This window comes from Pantoea sp. GCM10028869, assembly GCF_042666835.1.
Classification (GTDB): domain Bacteria; phylum Pseudomonadota; class Gammaproteobacteria; order Enterobacterales; family Enterobacteriaceae; genus Pantoea; species Pantoea leporis.
Genome location: NZ_JBHTGO010000011.1, coordinates 118,741 through 140,855 on the forward strand (window position 1 = coordinate 118,741; position 22,115 = coordinate 140,855).

16 protein-coding genes and 1 riboswitch are annotated in these 22,115 nt (G+C 55.6%); of the genes, 12 read left to right on the plus strand and 4 right to left on the minus strand.

The genetic code is table 11. From position 1 onward, the window contains the following. Positions 1–175 precede the first annotated feature (175 nt). The 3 genes from metB to metF all read left to right on the plus strand — a co-directional run bounded on the left by metB (position 176) and on the right by metF (position 4,886). Complete coding sequence (gene metB, locus ACFQW4_RS21805; protein ID WP_101760640.1) at positions 176–1,336, plus strand: cystathionine gamma-synthase; 1,161 nt, start codon at positions 176–178, stop codon at positions 1,334–1,336. Between the two features lie 2 nt (positions 1,337–1,338). Then, positions 1,339–3,771, plus strand: a complete 2,433-nt coding sequence (locus ACFQW4_RS21810) for a bifunctional aspartate kinase/homoserine dehydrogenase II (RefSeq protein ID WP_377727536.1) — start codon at positions 1,339–1,341, stop codon at positions 3,769–3,771. Between the two features lie 218 nt (positions 3,772–3,989). Next, on the plus strand, positions 3,990–4,886 hold the full coding sequence (gene metF / locus ACFQW4_RS21815; RefSeq protein WP_377727539.1) for a methylenetetrahydrofolate reductase: 897 nt from the start codon (positions 3,990–3,992) through the stop codon (positions 4,884–4,886). An 85-nt stretch (positions 4,887–4,971) separates the two neighbouring features. Here metF and ppc read toward each other — a convergent pair whose 3' ends face one another. Next, complete coding sequence (ppc, locus tag ACFQW4_RS21820) at positions 4,972–7,623, minus strand: phosphoenolpyruvate carboxylase (RefSeq protein WP_101760638.1); 2,652 nt, start codon at positions 7,621–7,623, stop codon at positions 4,972–4,974. A gap of 247 nt (positions 7,624–7,870) precedes the next feature. Continuing rightward, a complete protein-coding gene (gene argE, locus ACFQW4_RS21825) occupies positions 7,871–9,019 on the minus strand; it encodes an acetylornithine deacetylase (RefSeq protein ID WP_101760637.1) in 1,149 nt (382 codons plus the stop codon). Between the two features lie 169 nt (positions 9,020–9,188). Here argE and argC point away from each other — a divergent pair, with 169 nt between their 5' ends. From argC to oxyR, 5 genes are all read left to right on the plus strand, one after another. Beyond that, a complete protein-coding gene (gene argC, locus ACFQW4_RS21830) occupies positions 9,189–10,193 on the plus strand; it encodes an N-acetyl-gamma-glutamyl-phosphate reductase (RefSeq protein WP_110868176.1) in 1,005 nt (334 codons plus the stop codon). Positions 10,194–10,208: 15 nt separating this feature from the next. Continuing rightward, entirely contained in the window at positions 10,209–10,982 is a 774-nt protein-coding gene (argB, locus tag ACFQW4_RS21835; protein WP_007885411.1) for an acetylglutamate kinase, read from the plus strand. Between the two features lie 14 nt (positions 10,983–10,996). Further along, complete coding sequence (locus ACFQW4_RS21840; RefSeq protein WP_101760634.1) at positions 10,997–12,214, plus strand: argininosuccinate synthase; 1,218 nt, start codon at positions 10,997–10,999, stop codon at positions 12,212–12,214. Between the two features lie 75 nt (positions 12,215–12,289). Next, entirely contained in the window at positions 12,290–13,663 is a 1,374-nt protein-coding gene (gene argH / locus ACFQW4_RS21845; RefSeq protein ID WP_377727566.1) for an argininosuccinate lyase, read from the plus strand. A 341-nt stretch (positions 13,664–14,004) separates the two neighbouring features. After that, the gene (oxyR, locus tag ACFQW4_RS21850) at positions 14,005–14,922 is read left to right on the plus strand and encodes a DNA-binding transcriptional regulator OxyR (RefSeq protein WP_377727545.1); all 918 of its coding nucleotides are present in this window, start codon (positions 14,005–14,007) and stop codon (positions 14,920–14,922) included. Here oxyR and sthA read toward each other — a convergent pair. After that, the gene (gene sthA / locus ACFQW4_RS21855; RefSeq protein WP_101760632.1) at positions 14,905–16,305 is read right to left on the minus strand and encodes a Si-specific NAD(P)(+) transhydrogenase; all 1,401 of its coding nucleotides are present in this window, start codon (positions 16,303–16,305) and stop codon (positions 14,905–14,907) included. The two genes, oxyR and sthA, sit on opposite strands and share 18 nt — an antisense overlap. Positions 16,306–16,499: 194 nt before the next feature. Here sthA and fabR point away from each other — a divergent pair, with 194 nt between their 5' ends. Then, positions 16,500–17,144 carry an HTH-type transcriptional repressor FabR gene (gene fabR / locus ACFQW4_RS21860; RefSeq protein ID WP_008109648.1) on the plus strand — a complete coding sequence of 215 codons (645 nt, stop codon included), beginning with the start codon at positions 16,500–16,502 and terminating at the stop codon, positions 17,142–17,144. An 18-nt stretch (positions 17,145–17,162) separates the two neighbouring features. Next, positions 17,163–17,519, plus strand: a complete 357-nt coding sequence (locus ACFQW4_RS21865) for a YijD family membrane protein (protein ID WP_061720276.1) — start codon at positions 17,163–17,165, stop codon at positions 17,517–17,519. 32 nt (positions 17,520–17,551) lie between these two features. Here ACFQW4_RS21865 and trmA read toward each other — a convergent pair whose 3' ends face one another. Beyond that, positions 17,552–18,655: a tRNA (uridine(54)-C5)-methyltransferase TrmA gene (gene trmA / locus ACFQW4_RS21870; protein WP_101760631.1), complete on the minus strand. Its 1,104-nt coding sequence runs from the start codon at positions 18,653–18,655 to the stop codon at positions 17,552–17,554. A gap of 112 nt (positions 18,656–18,767) precedes the next feature. Continuing rightward, a riboswitch (cobalamin riboswitch) is annotated at positions 18,768–18,950 on the plus strand. Positions 18,951–19,018: 68 nt separating this feature from the next. Between trmA and btuB the strand changes: the two genes are divergently transcribed. Next, entirely contained in the window at positions 19,019–20,905 is a 1,887-nt protein-coding gene (gene btuB / locus ACFQW4_RS21875; protein ID WP_377727550.1) for a TonB-dependent vitamin B12 receptor BtuB, read from the plus strand. Beyond that, on the plus strand, positions 20,850–21,701 hold the full coding sequence (gene murI / locus ACFQW4_RS21880) for a glutamate racemase (RefSeq protein ID WP_377727553.1): 852 nt from the start codon (positions 20,850–20,852) through the stop codon (positions 21,699–21,701). Before btuB ends, murI begins: the two co-directional genes overlap by 56 nt. Positions 21,702–22,115: the final 414 nt, after the last annotated feature.

The window sequence follows — 22,115 nt, forward strand, 5'->3', positions numbered from 1 at the left end:
CACCGCTTCTGCAAAGGAAAGCGCGCTGAACACCAGGCGATGACGGACAATTTTAGCGGTTATTGATGATTTGCTCAATCTATACGCAAAGACATTTAGATGTCCAGATGTATTGACGTCTATGTGCGGAATGTTATCCTGTTGCTCTTCTTTTTCTTCAGGAACAGTAAGCACCATGACGCGTAAACAGGCAACCATCGCAGTACGTAGCGGTTTGAATGATGACGAGCAATATGGCTGCGTTGTCCCACCGATTCATCTCTCCAGCACCTATAACTTCCTCGACTTCAATGAGCCGCGTGCGCATGACTATTCACGTCGTGGTAATCCAACGCGCGATGTGGTTCAGCGCGCGCTGGCTGAGTTGGAAGGTGGCGCAGGCGCGGTATTGACCAATACCGGCATGTCAGCGATTCATCTGGTGACAACCGTGTTCCTGAAGCCGGGCGATCTGCTGGTGGCGCCACACGACTGTTACGGCGGCAGCTATCGCCTGTTCGATAGCCTGAGCAAGCGCGGCGCGTATCGCGTGAAGTTTGTCGATCAGGGCGACAAAGCGGCGCTGGCCGCTGCTCTGGCCGAGAAGCCAAAACTGGTGCTGGTTGAAAGCCCAAGTAATCCACTGCTGCGTGTGGTCGATATCGCCAGCATCTGCGCCGCCGCGCGTGAAGCTGGCGCCATTAGCGTGGTAGACAACACCTTCCTCAGCCCGGCGCTGCAAAACCCGCTGGCGCTGGGTGCCGATCTGGTTGTTCACTCCTGCACCAAATACCTGAATGGACACTCTGATGTGGTGGCGGGCGCGGTGATTGCGAAAGATCCAGCGATGGCCACCGATCTGGCGTGGTGGGCGAATAATATTGGTGTAACCGGCGCGGCGTTTGATAGCTACCTGCTGCTGCGAGGTTTGCGCACGCTGTCACCGCGCATCGCCGCCGCACAACGCAATGCATTGGCGATAGTTGATTACCTGAAGCAACAACCGCTGGTGAAAAAACTGTATCATCCGTCCCTGCCGGAAAATGCCGGTCATGAGTTTGCGGTACGTCAGCAGCGTGGTTTTGGTGCCATGCTGAGTTTCGAAATTGATGCCGATGAGGCTCGCCTGCGCCGCTTCCTGAAAGCGCTGCAGCTGTTCACACTGGCCGAATCGCTGGGCGGCGTAGAGAGTTTGATTTCGCATACCGCGACCATGACGCATGCCGGCATGTCTGCAGAAGCGCGCGCGGCAGCGGGAATTTCGGAAACACTGCTGCGTATTTCTGTTGGGATTGAAGATCACGAAGATTTAATCGCCGATCTGGATAATGCATTCCGGATCGCAGCCGAGGAGTAATCATGACGAGTTCAGTGGGCGCGGGAACGCCGATCAAGCAGTTGCATAAATTTGGTGGCAGTAGCCTGGCCGACGCACGTTGCTACCAGCGCGTGGCCAGCATCATGGCGGATTACAGCCAGCCAGGCGACTTAATGGTGGTCTCTGCCGCAGGCAGCACCACTAACCAGTTGATCAGCTGGCTGAAATTGAGCCAGAGCGATCGCTTATCTGCCCATCAGGTGCAACAGGCTTTACGGCGTTTTCACAGCGAATTAATTGCTGCGCTGCTGCCTGCTGAATATGCCGAAACCCTGACGTCTTCCTTTATACGCGATCTGGAAAGACTGGCGGCGCTGCTCGATGGCACCATCACCGACGCGGTGTATGCCGAAGTGGTGGGGCATGGCGAAATCTGGTCAGCGCGCTTGATGGCTGCGGTTTTGAGCCAGCGCGAGATCGAAGCCGCCTGGCTGGATGCGCGTGACTTCTTGCGTGCTGAACGTGCCGCGCAGCCGCAGGTTGATGAAGGCAAATCCTGGCCGCTGCTGCAGGAGCTGTTAACACAGCATCCGCATAAGCGTTTGGTGGTGACCGGCTTTATCAGCCGCAGCGAAGCGGGTGAAACCGTGCTGCTTGGGCGTAACGGCTCGGACTACTCGGCAACGCAGATTGGTGCGCTGGCGGGCGTCGGTCGCGTGACCATCTGGAGCGATGTGGCAGGCGTTTACAGCGCCGATCCGCGTAAAGTCTCTGATGCGTGCCTGCTGCCGCTGCTGCGTCTTGATGAAGCCAGCGAGCTGGCGCGTCTGGCTGCGCCGGTGCTGCACACCCGCACCTTGCAGCCGGTTTCCAACAGCGACATCGATTTGCAGCTGCGTTGCAGCTATCAACCGGAGCAGGGCTCGACGCGTATTGAACGCGTGCTAGCCTCCGGCACCGGCGCGCGTATCGTCACCAGCCACGATGATGTGTGTCTGGTGGAGATTCAAATTCCCGACAATCACGATTTCAAAACCCAGCAGAAAGAGATCGATCTGCTGCTGAAGCGCGCGCAGCTGCGTCCGCTGGCGATCGGCGTGCATCCCGATCGCCGCCTGCTGCAGCTGTGTTACACCTCGGAAGTGGTGAATAGCGCCTTCAACCTGTTGCAGGACGCCGCACTGCCGGGCCATCTGCAGCTGCGCGACGGCTTAGCGCTGGTGGCGCTGGTGGGCGCGGGCGTGACGCGTAATCCGCTGCATAGCCACCGCTTCTGGCAGCAGATCAAAGATCAGCCAGTGGAGTTTGTCTGGCAATCGGAAGATCACATCAGCATCGTGGCGGTACTGCGCGTCGGCCCGACGCAGCACCTGATTCAGGGACTGCATCAGTCGCTGTTCCGCGCAGAAAAACGCATCGGTTTGATGTTGTTCGGCAAAGGCAACATCGGTTCACGCTGGCTGGAGCTGTTTGCCCGCGAGCAGGAAACGCTGTCGGCGCGTACGGGATTTGAGTATGTGCTGGCGGGCGTGGCAGACAGCAGCCGCAGTTTGCTGAGCTACGACGGTCTGGAAGCCAGCCGCGCATTGGCGTTCTTTGATGATGAAGCGGTCGAGCGCGAGGAAGAGTCGCTGTTCCTGTGGATGCGTGCGCACCCGTTCGATGATTTAGTGGTGCTGGACGTCACCGCCAGCGAGCAGCTGGCGCAGCAGTATCATGATTTCGCCAGTCACGGCTTCCACGTTATCAGCGCCAACAAAGTTGCCGGTGCGTCGAGCGGTCAGAGCTGGCGTCAGGTGCGCGATGCTTTCGCCAAAACCGGTCGTCACTGGCTGTATAACGCCACCGTCGGTGCCGGTTTGCCGGTCAATCACACGGTGCGCGATTTACGCGAAAGCGGCGATAGCATTCTGGCGATCAGCGGCATCTTCTCCGGCACGCTGTCGTGGCTGTTCCTGCAATTTGATGGCACGGTGCCGTTTAGCGAGCTGGTTGATCAGGCGTGGCAGCAAGGCCTGACCGAACCAGACCCGCGCGTGGATTTGTCTGGGCAGGACGTAATGCGCAAGCTGGTGATTCTGGCGCGTGAAGCGGGCTACGACATCGAGCCGGATCAAGTGCGTGTCGAGTCGTTGGTGCCGGCAATTTGCGACGGTGAGTCGATTGATCACTTCTTCGAAAACGCCGACGAGCTGAATGATCAGATGCTGCAGCGTCTGGAAGCGGCGCAAGAGATGGGCTTAGTGCTGCGTTACGTGGCGCGTTTCGATGCCAATGGCAAAGCGCGCGTCGGCGTGGAAGCGGTGCGCCCAGAGCATCCGCTGGCTGCGTTACTGCCGTGCGATAACGTGTTTGCCATCGAAAGCCGCTGGTATCGCGATAATCCGCTGGTGATTCGCGGACCGGGCGCAGGCCGTGACGTTACGGCCGGCGCGTTGCAATCGGATATCAACCGCCTCGCACAGCTGCTGTAAACTGCCTCACTTTGCAGACGGCATCGTCCGTCTGCATTCTTCACCTTCCCACCGCGCATCATGAAACGCTTTCACCTTGAGTGAAAATTTGTCACGCCTGTTCATTAATTTTCAGTTGACGCTAGCGTGCGAATCGTTCATTTTGTGCATCTGGACGTCTAAACGTATGGATGTTCGAAGGCCGCAAAATAATCGATATGTGATGACGAGGTATTAGGATGAGTTTCTTTCACGCCAATCAACGCGAAGCGTTGAACCAGAGCCTGGCTGAGCTGAACGGGCAAATTAATGTCTCTTTCGAATTTTTCCCGCCACGTACCAGCGAAATGGAAGAAACCCTGTGGAGCTCAATCGATCGACTGAGCAGCCTGAAGCCGAAATTCGTCTCCGTCACCTACGGTGCCAACTCGGGCGAGCGCGATCGTACGCACAGCATCATCAAAGGCATCAAAGATCGTACCGGTCTGGAAGCCGCACCGCATCTGACCTGTATCGATGCCACGCGTGATGAGTTGCGCGGTATCGCGCGTGATTACTGGGATAGCGGCATTCGTCATATCGTGGCACTGCGCGGTGATTTACCGCCAGGCAGCGGCAAGCCGGAGATGTACGGTTCGGATTTGGTGGCGCTGCTGAAAGACGTTGGCGATTTTGACATCTCGGTGGCGGCCTATCCGGAAGTGCATCCCGAAGCGAAAAGCGCGCAGGCCGATTTGATTAACCTGAAACGCAAAATTGATGCCGGTGCTAAGCGCGCCATCACCCAGTTCTTCTTCGATGTGGAAAGCTACCTACGCTTCCGCGATCGCTGTGTCTCAACCGGTATCGACGTGGAGATCGTGCCGGGTATTTTGCCGGTCTCTAACTTCAAGCAGCTACAACGCTTCGCCACCATGACCAATGTGCGGGTGCCGGGCTGGATGAGTGCAATGTTTGAAGGTCTGGATAACGATCCGGAGACGCGCAAAATGGTCGGTGCCAGCGTCGCGATGGACATGGTGAAAATCCTGTCGCGGGAAGGGGTGAAGGATTTCCATTTCTATACGCTGAACCGCGCCGAGTTGAGTTACGCCATTTGCCACACGCTGGGCGTGCGTCCGGCGATGGGTGGTTAAGATTGGCGGTCGCCATGAATGGCGACCTTACAAAATCCAATAAAAAAGGAGCCGGTTGGCTCCTTTTTCACATCATTTCACTCGATTAACCGGTATTACGCATACCCGCTGCAACACCCGCGATCGTCACCATCAGCGCTTGTTCTACACGCGCATCTGGCTCATCACCGCGCTCTTCCTGCGCACGTGAACGATGCAGCAGTTCAGCCTGCAACACGTTCAGTGGATCGGTATAAACGTTACGCAGCGCGATGGACTCAGCAATCCACGGTTGGTCAGCCATCAGATGGGCATCGTTAGCGATGGTCAACACCGCTTTGATATCCGCATCCAGCTGATCGCGCAGCTGCTTGCCGAGCGACCACAGTGATTTATCCACCAGACGCTGATCGTAGTACTCCGCCAGCCACAAATCGGCTTTCGAGAACACCATCTCCAGCATGCCAAGACGTGTGGCGAAGAACGGCCACTCGCGGCACATGTTCTCCAGCTCATCCTGATGACCTTCATCCATCGCTTTCTGCAACGCGGCACCCGCGCCCAGCCAGGCTGGCAGCATCAGGCGGTTCTGCGTCCAGGCGAAGATCCACGGAATGGCACGCAGCGATTCCACACCGCCGGTTGGGCGACGTTTAGCCGGACGTGAACCCAGCGGCAATTTGCCCAGTTCCTGCTCTGGCGTGGCTGAGCGGAAATAGGGCACGAAGTCCGGATTTTCACGCACATAGCCGCGATACATCGCGCAGGAGTGCGCCGACAGACCATTCATGATCTCCTGCCATTCGCGTTTTGGTTCCGGCGGTGGCAGCAGGTTGGCTTCCAGAATCGCACCGGTATACAGCGACAGGCTGGCGATGGTGACTTCGGGCAAACCGTATTTGAAGCGAATCATCTCGCCCTGTTCGGTCACGCGCAGGCCACCTTTCAGGCTGCCCGGCGGTTGTGACAACAGCGCCGCATGGGCTGGCGCGCCGCCACGACCGATTGAGCCGCCGCGTCCGTGGAACAGCGTCAGCGTGATGCCCGCGCTTTCACAGGTTTTGATCAGTGCGTCCTGCGCCTGATATTGCGCCCAGCTGGCGGCCATCACGCCGGCATCTTTCGCTGAGTCGGAATAGCCAATCATCACCATCTGTTTGCCATTGATAAAGCCGCGATACCAGTCGATGTTCAGCAACTGTGTCATCACGTCGTTAGCGTTGTTCAGGTCATCAAGGGTTTCGAACAGCGGCGCAACCGGCATGGCGTAAGGAATGCCGGCTTCTTTCAGCAGCAGATGCACGGCCAGCACGTCCGACGGCGTTTTCGCCATGGAGATCACGTAGGAAGCAATTGAACCCTGTGGCGCTTCGGCCACCACTTTGCAGGTATCCAGCACTTCGCGCGTCTCATCGCCTGGTTCCCACTGATGCGGCAACAGCGGACGCTTGGAATTCAGTTCGCGAATCAGGAAGGCTTGTTTATCCGCTTCTGACCAGCTTTCGTAATCACCGAGGCCGAGATAGCGCGTTACTTCGGCAATCGCCTGGGTATGGCGGGTGCTCTCCTGACGGATATCAATGCGCACCAGCGGCACGCCGAAACACTTCACGCGGCGCAGCGTGTCCAGCAGCTGACCATTGGCGATGATGCCCATGCCGCACTGCTGCAGAGATTGATAGATAGCGAACAGCGGATCCCACAGCTGATCGTTAGAGACCAGCAAATCGGCCGGACGCGGCAGGCGCTCGCCTTTAAGACGACGGCCAAGATAAGCCTGCGTGGTCATCAGCTGGCCGCGAAGGCGCTTCAGCACCATGCGGTACGGCTCCAGCGCTTCCGCATCGCCGCACAGCTCGCGCACTTCGTCGCTGCATTCGGACATCGACAGCTCGGAAATCAGCACGCCGATATCGCGCAGGAACAGGTCCGCGGCCTTCCAGCGGCTCAGCTGCATCGCGTGGCGGGTAATCGGTGCGGTGACGTTCGGGTTGCCGTCACGGTCGCCGCCCATCCACGAGGTAAATTTAATCGGCACGAAATCGACCGGCAGCTTAATGCCAAAGGTCTCTTCCACTTGCTCATTCAGCTCACGCAGGAAGGCTGGCACGCCTTGCCACAGGCTGTTTTCCACCACGGCAAAGCCCCACTTGGCTTCATCGATCGGCGTTGGACGGTATTTGCGGATTTCGTCGGTGTGCCACGCTTGTGCCACCAGCTGGCGCAGACGGCGCATCACCTGGGTGCGTTCGTAGTCAGAGATATCGCTATGATCGAGTTGCTGCAAACAGCTGTTCACTTCGCCCAGCATATGGATCAGCGTGCGGCGGGTGATTTCGGTGGGGTGCGCAGTCAGCACCAGCTCCAGCGACAGCTCTTCAATCGACTGGCGGATCGCCGCTTCGCTGATATCGCCTTGCTGTTTCAGACGTTCGAAAGTCTTTTTCAGCAGTTCAGGATGGTTCGCGCCATCGCCGCTACGCGAAATGGTTTGATACTGTTCAGCGACGTTGGTGAGATTAAGGAACTGGCTAAACGCGCGCGCCACCGGCAGCAGCTCGTCGTTCGACAGATTTTGCAGCGTGGTCAGCAGTTCCTGACGATGAGTGTCATTTCCCGCGCGGGATGACTTAGAGAGTTTACGGATGGTCTCCACCTGGTCGAGGATGTTCTCTCCTAGTGCATCCTTAATCGTATCCCCGAGCAGTTTGCCGAGCATACTGACATTACTTCGCATTGCGGAATATTGTTCGTTCATTGGACCCTGACACCCTTATCGTCTTTTTTAATACTCTTACGCCCAACGGGCATAACATCGTCTTTTATCTAGCCACGTATCTTCCTGCGCGTCAATTGCCTTAAATCTACGTAAATGTGCTGCTAAATGGCGGAAATTCAAAGAATTTGCTTGCAGCGAGGCGAGATAAGTTATTCTTATTATCAAATCCCGAACAATGACGGGGCAATTTGCTGATTTAACAGTGAAATGCCCCATTTGTTGTTCATCAATGACAAAAATGCTGTACGACTTGGGTGATAAGCGCATGAGTCGGCTTGATAAATGCGGTATCAATAAACTCATCAGGTTGATGGGCTTGATTGATAGATCCCGGGCCTAATACCAGCGTTGGGCACAACTGCTGGATAAAAGGCGCTTCAGTGCAATAGTTCACCACTTCGGTTGGCACGCCCAGCAGCTTCTCCACCACTTGCACCAGCTCATGATCGGCCGGACATTCGTAGCCTGGAATCGGCGGATGCAGCTCGCCCACGGTAAGACGTCCCGGCCAGCGCGCACTTACCGGCGCCAGCGCGTCATTTAGCAGACCATCCAAATCGCTCAGGGTTAAGCCCGGCAGCGGACGAATATCCATGTGCAATTCACAGCAGGCGCAGATGCGGTTGGCCGCGTCGCCACCATGAATATGACCAAAGTTCATGGTTGGATAAGGAATGGCAAAACCATCGTGGTTGTAACGCTCTTTCAGCGTGTTACGCAGCTGCATCAGCTGGGTAATGGATTCATGCATCAGTTCAATGGCGTTAACGCCGCGCGACGGATCGCTGGAGTGGCCTGATTGCCCCTGAATACGAATCACATTCGATAGATGACCTTTATGCGCGCGCACCGGCTTAAGTGAGGTGGGCTCGCCGATGATGGCGCAATCCGGACGCAATTGGGTGGATTCAGAGAAATATTTCGCGCCCGCCATGGTGGTCTCTTCGTCGGCGGTGGCGAGGACGTAGAGCGGCTTGCTGAGTTTGGTCACGTCAACGTCACGCAGCGCGTCCAGAATAAAGGCGAAGAAGCCTTTCATGTCGGCGGTGCCGAGGCCGTACAGCTTGTTGTCGTGTTCGGTCAGCGTGAACGGATCGCGCGTCCAGCGGCCGTCGTCGTACGGTACGGTGTCGGTATGGCCCGCCAATAACAAGCCGCCTGCGCCCAATCCGCTGCGCGCCAGCATGTTGAATTTATGCCGCGTGCCAGGCACCGGCTGCACTTCGACACTGAAGCCAATATCGCGGAACCAGCCGGCCAGCAAATTGATTAAAGTTTCATTACTCTGATCCAGTGCGCTATCGGTTGCGCTGATTGATGGCGTGGCAATCAACTGGCGGTAGAGTTCGATAAAAGGTGGTAATTTTGTCTTCACTGTTGACGGTCCTTGGGTTAGGATGTATCAATATTCATGCATTAATAGTGAATAAAAATACAATAACGTCGCTTGCATGTGAAGCATCAAATCTTCTGCAAACGGCATTCTGGGCAACGGGGCAAGGCCGCGACCCGATACGTGTGACTGTAATAAGGTATACAGCCTGATGTTGAATACGCTGATCGTTGGTGCCAGTGGTTACGCTGGCGTAGAGCTTGCCACCTACCTGAATCGCCATCCGCATATGAACATAACCGCTTTGGCGGTTTCAGCGCAAAGCCCGGATGCTGGAAAGTTATTGTCGGATTTGCATCCACAGCTCAAAGGCATTGTCGATTTGCCGCTGCAACCGCTGAGCGATGCCGCTGAATGGGCCGACAAAGTGGACGTGGTGTTCCTCGCCACGGCTCACGAAGTCAGCCACGATCTGGCACCTGAATTCCTCAAAGCTGGTTGCGTGGTGTTCGATCTCTCCGGTGCGTTCCGCGTAAACGACGACGCGTTCTATACGCAATATTACGGTTTCAGCCATCAGCATCAGGATTGGCTGGACAAGGCGGTTTACGGCCTGGCCGAATGGCAGCACGACAAAATCAAAGACGCTGAGCTGGTTGCGGTGCCGGGTTGCTACCCAACCGCAGCCCAGCTTTCGCTGAAACCGCTGATCGCAGCGGGCCTGCTTAACGATGCACAGTGGCCGGTGATTAACGCCACCAGCGGCGTGAGCGGCGCAGGGCGCAAAGCCAACGTTGGCACCAGCTTCTGTGAAGTGAGCTTGCAGCCGTACGGCCTGTTTAATCATCGTCATCACCCGGAAATTGTGGCGCATCTCGGTACGCCGGTGATCTTCACGCCACATCTGGGCAGCTTCCCACGCGGGATTTTATCGACCACCACTTGCCGCCTGAAAGCGGGCGTGACGCAGCAGGATGTGGCGGATGCCTTCCATAACGCTTACCACGACAAACCGCTGGTGCGCGTCTATGACAAAGGCGTACCGGCGCTGAAAGCGGTGGTCGGTTTGCCGTTCTGCGACATCGGCTTCGCCATGCAAGGCGAGCACCTGATTGTGGTGGCTGCCGAAGATAACCTGCTGAAAGGCGCCTCATCGCAGGCGGTTCAGTGTTTAAACATTCGTTTCGGCTTCCCCGAAACGCTGTCTCTGATTTAACGAACGGATAACGCAATGAATCCATTAATCATTAAACTGGGTGGCGTGCTGCTGGATAGCGAAGAAGCGCTGGCCCGTCTGTTTGATGCCCTGCTGGCGTACCGCAATGAACATCAGCGTCCGCTGATCATTGTGCACGGCGGCGGTTGCGTGGTGGACGAGCTGATGAAGAAGCTCGCGCTGCCGGTGAAAAAGAAGAACGGTTTGCGCGTGACGCCAGCCGATCAGATTGACATTATTACCGGTGCGTTAGCCGGTACCGCCAACAAAACGCTGCTGGCGTGGGCGAAGAAATATGGCATCGGCGCGGTGGGTTTGTGCCTCGGCGATGCCGGTTTGGTCAACGTGGCGCAGTTCGATGAAGAGCTGGGACACGTTGGCAACGCGACGCCGGGCAATCCGGCGCTGGTGAACACGCTGCTGGCGGCGGGCTACATGCCGGTGATCAGCTCGATTGGCATCACCGACGGCGGTGAGTTGATGAACGTCAACGCCGACCAGGCCGCCACCGCGCTGGCTGCGACCATCGGTGCCGATTTGGTGCTGTTGTCTGATGTCAGCGGTATTCTCGACGGCAAAGGTCAGCGCATCGAAGAGATGACCGCCGCGAAAGCGGAGCAGCTGATTGCGCAGGGCATCATCACCGATGGCATGATCGTGAAAGTGAACGCGGCGCTTGATGCCGCCCGCACGCTCGGTCGCCCGGTCGATATCGCCAGCTGGCGTCATGCTGAACAACTGCCAACCCTTTTCAACGGCGTGTCGATTGGCACCCGGATTCTCGCATAATCAAGGATTAAGACATGAGCACGCAAAACATCAAAAAAATCGTTCTGGCCTACTCCGGCGGTCTGGATACTTCAGCCATCATTCCATGGTTGAAAGAGAACTATGGCGGCTGTGAAGTGGTGGCGTTCGTGGCGAACATTGGCCAGGATCCCGCCGATCTGGAAGGCGTTGAGAAGAAAGCGCTGCAGTCAGGTGCGTCTGAGTGCCACGTGGTTGACCTGCGTGAAGCGTTCATCAGCGAATACGTGTATCCGGTTCTGCAGACTGGCGCCCTGTACGAAGGTACTTATCTGCTGGGTACGTCTATGGCGCGTCCGATTATCGCTAAAGCTCAGGTTGAGCTGGCGCTGAAAGTGGGCGCAGATGCGCTGTGCCACGGCGCAACCGGTAAAGGTAACGATCAGGTGCGTTTCGAAACCACCTACACCGCGCTGGCGCCACAGCTGAAAGTGGTTGCGCCATGGCGTGAGTGGGACCTGCGTTCACGTGAAGCGCTGCTGGATTACCTGAAAGAGCGCAATATCCCGACCACCGCGTCGCTGGAAAAAATCTACAGCCGTGACGAGAACGCATGGCACATCTCTACCGAAGGCGGCGTGCTGGAAAGCCCAGCCAATGCACCGAACAAAGATTGCTGGGTGTGGACCGTTGATCCGCTGGAAGCGCCCGATCAGCCAGAAAATGTCACGGTCACCGTGGAGAAGGGTCGCGTGGTGGCGGTGAACGGCGAGACGCTGAGCCCGTTCCAGTGCCTGGAAAAACTCAACGTGCTGGGCGCCAAACACGGCGTCGGCCGTATCGACATCGTGGAAAACCGTCTGGTAGGCATCAAGTCCCGCGGCTGCTACGAAACTCCAGGCGGCACCATCATGGTTAACGCGTTGCGTGCGGTTGAACAACTGGTGCTGGATCGCGATAGCTTCAAATGGCGTGAGCAGCTGGGCCATGAAATGTCTTACGTGGTTTACGATGGTCGCTGGTTCGCGCCGCTGCGTAAATCTATCCAGGCCGCTGCTGAATCATTGGCAGAAGAGGTGAATGGCGAAGTGGTACTGCAGCTGTATAAAGGCCAGGCCACGGCGATTCAGAAAACCTCTGCTAACAGCCTGTACTCAGAAGAGTTCGCCACCTTTGGCGAAGACGAAGTTTACGATCATCGTCACGCGGGCGGCTTTATCCGCTTGTTCTCACTCTCTTCACGCATTCGCGCGCTGAACGAGCAGAAGAAGTAATACCGCAGCAATCGACATATTTTGCAAGGGCGGCTTCGGGCCGCCTTTTCTATAACAGATTCAGGAGTAATGCAGATGGCACTTTGGGGCGGACGTTTTTCGCAGGCAGCAGACCAACGGTTCAAACAGTTCAACGACTCGCTGCGTTTTGACTATCGCCTGGCCGAGCAGGACATTACCGGCTCGATTGCCTGGTCAAAAGCGCTGGTGACGGTCAACGTGCTGACCAATGAAGAGCAGCAACAGCTGGAAAGCGCGTTGAATGAACTGCTGGCCGAGGTACGCGCCAATCCTGAGCAGATTCTGCAAAGCGATGCGGAAGATATTCACAGCTGGGTGGAAGGCAAGCTGATCGACAAAGTCGGCGCGCTGGGCAAGAAATTGCACACCGGCCGTAGCCGTAACGATCAGGTCGCGACCGATCTAAAACTGTGGTGCAAAGAGCAGGTTGCCGTGCTGCTGGAGGCGACGCGCGAGCTGCAATCGGCGCTGGTCGCCACGGCACAAGCCAATCAGGACGCGGTGATGCCGGGTTACACGCACCTGCAGCGTGCGCAACCGGTGACGTTCGCGCATTGGTGCCTGGCGTACGTTGAGATGCTGGCGCGTGACGAGAGCCGTCTGCGGGATGCACTGAAGCGTATGGATGTCAGTCCGCTGGGTTGCGGCGCGCTGGCGGGTACCGCCTACGAGATCGATCGTCAGCAGCTGGCCGGCTGGTTAGGTTTTGCCTCTGCCACGCGTAACAGCCTCGATACCGTTTCCGATCGCGATCACGTGCTCGAGCTGCTGTCAGACGCCTCGATTGGCATGGTGCATCTGTCGCGCTTTGCTGAAGACCTGATCTTCTTCAACACCGGTGAAGCGGGCTTCCTTGAACTGTCGGATAAAGTCACTTCCGGATCGTCGCTGATGCCGCAGAAGAAAAACCCGGATGCGCTGGAGCTGATCCGTGGCAAATGCGGCCGTGTGCAAGGTGCGCTGACCGGCATGATGATGACGCTGAAAGGCCTGCCGCTGGCGTACAACAAAGATATGCAGGAAGACAAAGAAGGGCTGTTCGATGCGCTGGATACCTGGCTCGACTGCCTGCATATGTCGGTGCTGGTGCTGGACGGCATTCAGGTAAAACGTCCGCGTTGCCAGGAAGCCGCTGAGCAGGGCTACGCCAACTCGACCGAGCTGGCCGATTATCTGGTGGCAAAAGGCGTTCCGTTCCGCGAAGCCCACCACATTGTGGGTGAAACCGTGGTGGAAGCGATCAAGCAAGGCGTGGCGCTGGAAGCGCTCACTCTGGCGCAGTTGAAGCAGTTCAGCGCGGTGATTGAGGATGACGTGTATCCAATTCTGTCGCTGCAATCCTGCCTGGATAAGCGTAATGCGCAAGGTGGTGTCGCTCCTCAACAGGTCGCCTTCGCCATCAGCGAAGCGCAGAAGCGCTTGGGTTAAAAGCTATGCGCACTAGATTGCGCCGCTGCGGTATATGCATGAATGCGTAGCGGCGCGATTTATCGCGCTCTGTTGATATCCAGCAGGCGAGCGACAAGCAAAAAAAAGCGGGCACCTCTTCGGTAGCCCGCCAACCTCTAGCTTCGGAATTACATTTTGTTATAGGCACATCATCAAGGGCAGGCCACTCCCGGCCAGCACAGTGATTGGTTTTAAGCAGTTTGCAGGTTCTGCTCCAGATCATTTGATGCGCGCATTATTCCCGCTCACGCCTTGATAGGGCCAATCGTTCATTGCTATTCTATCTATCGCCACGGGCTATCGTGGTTTGGAGGATTTCAATGAATATTCGTGATCTCGAATACCTGGTTTCACTTGCGGAGCATCGCCATTTCCGGCGTGCAGCTGACGCATGTCATGTCAGCCAACCTACCTTAAGTGGACAGATTCGTAAGCTGGAAGATGAACTTGGCGTGATGCTGCTGGAGCGAACCAGCCGTAAGGTGTTGTTTACTCAGGCTGGACTGTTGCTGGTGGATCAAGCGCGAACCGTGCTGCGCGAAGTGAAAGTGCTGAAGGAGATGGCGAGCCAGCAAGGCGAAGCGATGTCTGGGCCGCTGCACATTGGTTTGATTCCAACCACCGGGCCGTATCTGCTGCCGCATATCATTCCGATGCTGCACAAAACCTTCCCCAAACTCGAAATGTACCTGCATGAAGCGCAGACGCAGCAACTGCTGGCACAGCTCGACAGCGGTAAGCTGGATTGCGCCATCGTGGCGTTGGTGAAAGAGAGTGAAGCCTTTATCGAGGTGCCGCTGTTTGATGAGCCAATGACGCTGGCGGTGTATGCCGATCATCCGTGGCGCGATCGCGAACGCGTGCCGATGTCGGATCTGGCCGGTGAGAAATTACTGATGCTGGAAGATGGGCACTGCCTGCGCGATCAGGCGATGGGCTTCTGCTTCGAAGCCGGTGCCGATGAAGATACGCATTTCCGCGCCACCAGTCTGGAAACGCTGCGCAACATGGTTGCCGCCGGTAGCGGCATTACCTTGTTACCTGCGCTGTCCGTGCCGAATGAACGCGAACGTGATGGCGTCTGCTATTTACCGTGCTACAAGCCGGTACCGCAGCGCACCATCGCGTTGGTCTATCGTCCAGGATCGCCTCTGCGCAGCCGCTATGAGCAGTTGGCAGAAGCAATCAAAACCCACATGAAGGGTTATCTGGATACCTCGTTAAAACAGGCGGTTTAAGCCGTTTAACGCTGCCACGCGATAAGCTTCGGCCATGGTGGGATAGTTGAAGGTGGTATTCACGAAGTACTCGATCGTGTTGCCGCCGTTCTTCTGTTCCATGATGGCCTGGCCGATGTGAATGATCTCCGCAGCACGCTCGCCAAAGCAGTGAATCCCTAAAATCTCTTTGGTTTCGCGGTGGAACAGAATCTTAAGGCTGCCGACATGCATGCCAACAATCTGCGCACGCGCCAGATGTTTAAACTGCGCACGACCCACTTCATACGGCACTTTCATCGCCGTCAGCTGCTGTTCGGTTTTACCCACTGAGCTGATCTCCGGAATGGTGTAAATCCCGGTTGGAATATCTTCGATCAGGTGCGCGGTAGCTTCACCTTTGATGATCGCCTGCGCGGCAATGCGGCCCTGATCGTAAGCAGCAGAAGCCAGGCTTGGATAACCAATCACGTCGCCAACCGCGTAAATATGCGGCAGCGCAGTTTGATACATGCTGTTCACCTTCAGCAGGCCACGACCATCCGCTTCCAGTCCGACGTTTTCCAGCGCCAGTGAATCGGTGTTACCGGTTCGACCGTTTGCGTACAGCAGGCAATCGGCTTTCACTTTCTTGCCCGATTTAAGGTGAATTATCACCCCGTCATCAACGCCTTCAATCTTCTCGAACTCTTCGTTGTGACGAATCACCACGCCGCTGTTCCAGAAGTGATAGGAGAGGGAATCTGACATCTCTTGATCGAGGAATGCCAGCAGACGGTCGCGGGTGTTGATCAGGTCAACCTTGACGTTCAGGCCGCGGAAAATCGAGGCATATTCACAGCCAATTACGCCGGCGCCATAAATGATGACGTGGCCAGGTTCATGATGCAGGTTGAGGATGGAGTCGGAATCGTAAACGCGCGGATGGGTGAAATCGACATCCGCGGGATGATACGGGCGAGAACCGCAGGCGATCACGAATTTCGCCGCGGTTAATCGCTCGCGGGTGCCGTCGGGTTGTTCCACTTCGATAGTGTTGGCATCAACAAATCGGGCATCGCCCTGATAAAGTTCACAGCGGTTGCGCTCGTAGAAGCCCTGACGCATAGCGGTTTGCTGACTGATCACGTTCTCGGTGTGGTTGAGAATGTCGGCGAATGAGGAGCGCAGGAGGCGAGTGTGATCGCTGTAAAGTGGGTTTTGATTGAACTCGATGATACGGCTAACAGCGTGACGCAGGGCTTTGGACGGGATGGTTCCCCAGTGTGTACAACCGCCGCCGATGTTGTGGTAGCGTTCGATCACTGCAATACGCGCTCCCTGCTTCACCAGCCCCATCGCCGCACCTTCGCCGCCCGGACCGGAGCCAATCACAATGGCATCGTAATCGTAAGACTTTTGCATACCAGTACGTCCTATTTTTTTATCACATTTTTACAACGAGATTCTAACATCTCGCCGCGCACATCTGAATTCTAACAGCGTAAATTGCTGAAGTTTGACAAAGCGTGAGGTTCACAGGCGTTCACAAAGTTTGCACCGCTGTACGCTGAAAAGTTTGTTATAGTGCCTGCCAAATCACCTAAAAGGCCGGGAAAATGGGCGTCAGAGCGCTACAAAAAGAACGTACACGACGTTCACTGATTGAAGCTGCCTTCAGTCAGTTAAGTGCAGAAAGGAGTTTTGCCAGCCTGAGTTTGCGCGAAGTTGCACGCGAAGCGGGGATTGCGCCGACCTCATTTTATCGTCACTTCCGCGATGTCGATGAGCTGGGGCTGACCATGGTGGACGAAAGCGGCTTGATGCTGCGCCAGTTAATGCGTCAGGCGCGCCAGCGTATTGCCAAGGGTGGCAGCATTATTAAAACCTCGGTAGCAACTTTTATGGAGTTCATCGGGAACAATCCTAACGCTTTTCGGCTCTTACTACGCGAGCGCTCCGGAACCTCGGCGGCCTTTCGTGCCGCAGTCGCGCGTGAGATTCAGCACTTCATCGCCGAACTGGCCGATTATCTTGAATTAGAAAATCGCATGCCGCGCAGCTTCACCGAAGCGCAGGCCGAAGCGATGGTGACGATTGTGTTTAGCGCGGGTGCCGAAGCGCTGGACGTTGATATTGAGCAGCGCCGTAAGCTTGAGGATCGATTAGTGCTGCAGCTGCGCATGATCGCCAAAGGCGCTTATTACTGGTATCGCCGCGAGCAAGAGCGCCTGGCGGTTACCCTGGAAAAACCCGAAGAGTAATGTGATAAGGATAATGAAATGATTGAGCAAAACCCACGCGATAAAGGAACGCTTTTATTGGCTTTTATCACCGGTTTAGCGATCAACGGCTCCTTTTCGGTGCTGTTCAGCACGTTTGTTCCCTTTTCGATATTCCCGCTGATTGCTCTTGGCCTCGCGGCCTGGTGTTTGCATCAGCGTTATCTCAACCGCAATATGCCAGACGGCATGCCTTCACTGGCGGCGGCGTTCTTCCTGCTGGGTATTTTGGTTTATAGCGCGCTGGTGCGGGCTGAATATCCGGATATCGGCTCTAACTTCATCCCGACGATTCTGATGGTGGCGCTGGTGTTCTGGATTGGTATGCGTTTTCGCCGCGCGAAGAGCAAGCAGTGAAAAAACGGGAACCTTGGGGTTCCCGTTGTTGTTTAGGCCTTGCGCGTCAGCAGCACGCCGCATTCCATATGATGGGTATACGGGAACTGATCGAACAGCGCCAGACGCGTGACATCATGCGTTTCTCCCAGCACCGCGAGGTTGTCGCACAGCGTTTGCGGGTTGCAGGAGATATAAATGATGCGCGGATAGGCCTGCACCATCTTCACGGTTTCCTCATCCAGCCCGCTACGTGGCGGATCAACGAAAATGGTTTCGCATTGGTAGCTCTTCAGGTCGATGCCTTCTAAACGATTGAAGCTACGTACGCCCGTCATCGCCTGGGTAAACTCTTCAGCGGCCATACGAATAATCTGCACGTTATCAATATGGTTGGCGGCAATGTTGTATTGCGCGGACGCGACCGACGGCTTGGCAATTTCTGTGGCCAACACGCTGCGGAAGTTACGCGCCAGCGCCAGCGAGAAGTTGCCGTTACCGCAATAGAGTTCCAGCAGATCGCCTTGCGAATCCTGCGTGACGTCCAGCGCCCACTCCAGCATCTGAATATTCATCGCCGCGTTTGGCTGGGTGAAGCTGTTTTCCACCTGACGATAAATCATCTCTTTCCCCGCGACCGGCAGGCGCTCATCCACGTAATCGCGATCGAGGCAGATTTTGGTTTTGGTGGCGCGGCCAATCAGCTGCACGTCAAAGCCTTCGGCACGCAGGCTGTCGCGCAGGGCGCTGGCGGCGGCGGTCCACTCCTCTTCCAGCTTGCGGTGATAGAGCAGCGAGATAACAATCTGGTGGCTCATCGTCGACAGGTAATCGATCTGGAACAGTTTGAAACGCAGCGCGCGGTTGTCACGGATCGCCGCGATCAGTTTTGGCATCAGCTGGTTGATCAATTCACTGGCCGCCGGGAATTGATCGACGCGGATTCGTTGCTTGGTCTGTTGATCAAAGATGATGTGGTAAAGATCGTCTCCGTCGTGCCAGATGCGGAATTCGGCACGCATCCGATAGTGGCTGACCGGCGAACGGAACACCTCCACGTCGGGCGCGGCAAAGGGCACCATCATCGCCTGTAAGCGGCTGACTTTTTCCGCCAGTTGCGCGTCGTATTGTTCAATCGGGAGCTGTTCGGGTGTCATCTTTAATCCTGGTAATAAGCTGGCTTGCCGGGCGATTGTAGGCATTCAACTGCTGATGTCCAGCCCTGCGGAAAACAAGATGGCTGGAAGTCTGGATTTCCGGCCTTCCTGGCCGTAGACTGCGCCTGCCGGCCTCCTTGAGTTAAAAGGGAATCCAGTGTGAATCTGGAGCTGACGCGCAGCGGTAAAGAATGTCGTGGTGATGGCAATTACAAACACTGTCCTGCCGGATGGGAAGTTTTTTCACCATTTATGATTCTCAGCCCGAAGACCTGCCGGTGTGACGTCGCAATACATACGGCCATCGCGAGCTATTGGTCGTAGTCGTGCGGCATCCTGCTTCGTCTTTTGGATGCTATAACAATGAAAAAAACACACGCTTCGCTGTTTGCCTTCAGTGCAACGGCGTTGTCTCTCTGGGCGCAATTTGGCTTCGCCCAGCAGAATGATGATACGCAAATCGTTACCGCTAACCGCTTCGCGCAGCCGGTCTCGTCGGTGCTGGCTTCGACTTCTGTTGTCACCCGTGATGAGATCGATCAGTGGCAATCCAAGAACCTACTGGAAGTGTTACGCCGCTTGCCGGGCGTGGATATCGCGCAAAGCGGCGGCATTGGGCAAAGCGCTTCTATGTATGTACGTGGTTCGGAAGCGCGCCATACGCTAATTCTGGTTGACGGTGTGCCGTTCTCTAAACCTGGCATTACCGGCGTTGCTGACTTCAACCAAATCCCTGTTTCCATCATCCAGCGCGTTGAGTTCATTCGTGGCCCGCGCTCTGCGGTTTACGGCGCAGATGCGATTGGCGGCGTGGTGAATGTCATTACGCAAAACCCGAATAATCAAAACTCGCTGACGGCTGGCTTTGGTTCGAAGGGCTATCAGGAATACAGCGGCGGCATCAATCAAAATGTCACGGACCAGACGCGCGTAACGGTGGCGGGCTCTTATCAGGCCACCAACGGCTACAACGTTCAGCCGGGCTCAACGTCTCCGACCGATCGCGATCGTGATGGCTGGCGCAATAAGGCGTTCTGGGCTGGCGTTGACCACAAGTTTAACGAGGCGTTTTCTGGCTTCTTCCGGGGTTACGGTTACGCCGCGAACTCAGATTACGATGCGGGTTATGTCGGTGGTCAGGATGAGCAACAGATCTATAATCACTCGTTTGATACCGGTCTGCGCTTTAATAAAGAGGAATACTCCTCGCAGCTGACCGCCAGTTATCAAAAGTACAAAATCTATAACTACGTTGGGTCTGATGGCCGCTATGCGGATTCCAATAGCCTGGATGACATGGAGCAGCGCAACCTGCAATGGGGCAACACCTTTGCGGTGGGGCATGGCATGGTCAGCGCCGGTCTGGATTGGCAGCAGCAGAAACTGAGTTCGATTGGACAACTCTATTCTGGCGCACCGCGTGACGAAGATGGTTACAAGCAAGACAACACCGGTGCTTACCTGACGGCTCAGCAGCAGTTTGGCAATGTTACGCTTGAAGGTTCGGCGCGTGGCGATGATAACCAGGACTTTGGCCGTCATGGCACCTGGCAAACGGCTGCGGGTTGGGAGTTTGTGCCGGGTTACAAGGCATCACTCTCTTACGGCACGGGTTTCCAGGCGCCGACGTTAGGCCAGCTATATGGTCTGAAGCGCTTTGGTATTAGCTCTAATCCCGATCTCAATCCTGAGAAATCAAAACAGTGGGAAGCCGCGCTGGAAGGTTTAACCGGTCCGGTTAATTGGCGTGTTGCTGCGTATCACAATAAAGTCAGCAATCTCATTACCTATGCTTCTGATCCTGTGACTTTTGAGGGCGGCTATTACAATGAAAAAGCCGTTACGCTGAAAGGTATTGAAGCCACCGCTGATTTTGATACCCGCTTCCTTCATCACCAGATCACCTTGGGTTATCTGGATGCGCGTCGTGATTCAGATGGTGAAACGCTGGCGCGTCGTGCGCGTGAGCAGGCCAAATATCAGCTGGGTATTACGGTGTATGACTTTGATATTGATGTCATCTACCAGTACTTCGGTAAGCGCTACGATAACAACACCAGCGAATATGCCAGCGAGCAGCGTCGTTTATCGAGTTACAGCACGGTAGATCTCGCGGTCTCGTATCCGGTCACATCACAGCTCACCGTTCGTGGTAGAATTGCCAACTTGTTCGATAAAGATTATGAGACAGCGTATGGCTATCCAACTCCAGGAACGGAGTATTACCTCAGCGCCAGCTACAGCTTCTGATCTGCGTCCCACCGTGCTGGTGTTTGACTCCGGCGTGGGTGGGCTCTCCGTTTATGATGAGGTCCGGCATTTACTGCCGGATCTTCACTATCTCTACGCCTTTGATAATGAAGGGTTCCCGTACGGCGAAAAATCCGAAGACTTTATTGTCGAGCGCGTGGTGGCGGTGGTGACGGCTATCACTCAGCGTTTCCCGCTTGCGTTGGTGATCATTGCTTGTAACTCGGCCAGCACCCTCTCTTTGCCGGCTCTGCGTGAACGTTTCGAATTCCCGGTTGTGGGTGTGGTGCCTGCGATTAAACCTGCTGCGCGCCTGACGCGTAACGGCGTAGTGGGATTGCTGGCCACGCGCGGCACGGTGAAACGTCCTTATACCCATGAGTTAGTGGCGCAATTTGCCCGTGACTGCAAAATCGAAATGCTCGGCTCTGCTGAGCTGGTGGAGCTGGCGGAAGCCAAGCTGCATGGCGAAGATGTTGAGCTCGCTGATGTACGCCGTGCTGTGCAACCCTGGCTACGGATGAAAGAGCCACCTGATACCGTGGTTCTCGGATGTACGCATTTCCCTTTACTGCGTGATGAGCTGCAGCTGGTGCTGCCGGAAGGGACAAGGTTGGTGGATTCGGGCGCGGCGATTGCGCGTCGTACCGTTTGGTTATTAGAGCATGAAGCACCGCAGGCGGTTTCATCCGGTCAGAATTTAGCGTTCTGTACGCGTATGGATGATGAAGTGACGAAATTGTCACCGATTTTGCAGCGTTATGGCTTCCCGTTGCTGGAAAAATTAGCAGTTTAGTGGCGTTTCGACGAAAAAATCAGCACTCGGAAATTAATTTGAAATTAGCGCTTGTCAGCTCCGAAGAAATCCCTATACTGCGCCTCCACTGACACGGAACAACGGCTTACGAAGCGAAGTGTTCAGGAGGTGGTCTTCAAGGCAACCTTCAGAAAAGCAAAAATAAATGCTTGACTGAGAATGCGGAAAGCGTAATATACGCATCCCGCGCCGCTAGAGACATCGCGGCATGCTCTTTAACAATTTATCAGACAATCTGTGTGGGCACTCGCAGGATTGATATCCGTGTCTCCGGACGCAAAAAAATATCAAAGCCTCACGAGTGAACACATAATGAAATTCATTATGACGTTTTACAGATGAGCACCGCTGAACTGGTTTCAGCAAATCAAACTTAAATTGAAGAGTTTGATC

Coding starts and splice junctions, on each gene's coding strand:
- argC (WP_110868176.1), top strand. CDS start 9,189: ATGTTGAATACGCTGATCGTTGGTGCCAGTGGTTACGCTGGCGTAGAG.
- ACFQW4_RS21810 (WP_377727536.1), top strand. CDS start 1,339: ATGACGAGTTCAGTGGGCGCGGGAACGCCGATCAAGCAGTTGCATAAA.
- ACFQW4_RS21865 (WP_061720276.1), top strand. CDS start 17,163: ATGATTGAGCAAAACCCACGCGATAAAGGAACGCTTTTATTGGCTTTT.
- metF (WP_377727539.1), top strand. CDS start 3,990: ATGAGTTTCTTTCACGCCAATCAACGCGAAGCGTTGAACCAGAGCCTG.
- ACFQW4_RS21840 (WP_101760634.1), top strand. CDS start 10,997: ATGAGCACGCAAAACATCAAAAAAATCGTTCTGGCCTACTCCGGCGGT.
- argB (WP_007885411.1), top strand. CDS start 10,209: ATGAATCCATTAATCATTAAACTGGGTGGCGTGCTGCTGGATAGCGAA.
- trmA (WP_101760631.1), bottom strand. CDS start 18,655: ATGACACCCGAACAGCTCCCGATTGAACAATACGACGCGCAACTGGCG.
- btuB (WP_377727550.1), top strand. CDS start 19,019: ATGAAAAAAACACACGCTTCGCTGTTTGCCTTCAGTGCAACGGCGTTG.
- ppc (WP_101760638.1), bottom strand. CDS start 7,623: ATGAACGAACAATATTCCGCAATGCGAAGTAATGTCAGTATGCTCGGC.
- fabR (WP_008109648.1), top strand. CDS start 16,500: ATGGGCGTCAGAGCGCTACAAAAAGAACGTACACGACGTTCACTGATT.
- argH (WP_377727566.1), top strand. CDS start 12,290: ATGGCACTTTGGGGCGGACGTTTTTCGCAGGCAGCAGACCAACGGTTC.
- murI (WP_377727553.1), top strand. CDS start 20,850: ATGGCTATCCAACTCCAGGAACGGAGTATTACCTCAGCGCCAGCTACA.
- oxyR (WP_377727545.1), top strand. CDS start 14,005: ATGAATATTCGTGATCTCGAATACCTGGTTTCACTTGCGGAGCATCGC.
- metB (WP_101760640.1), top strand. CDS start 176: ATGACGCGTAAACAGGCAACCATCGCAGTACGTAGCGGTTTGAATGAT.
- sthA (WP_101760632.1), bottom strand. CDS start 16,305: ATGCAAAAGTCTTACGATTACGATGCCATTGTGATTGGCTCCGGTCCG.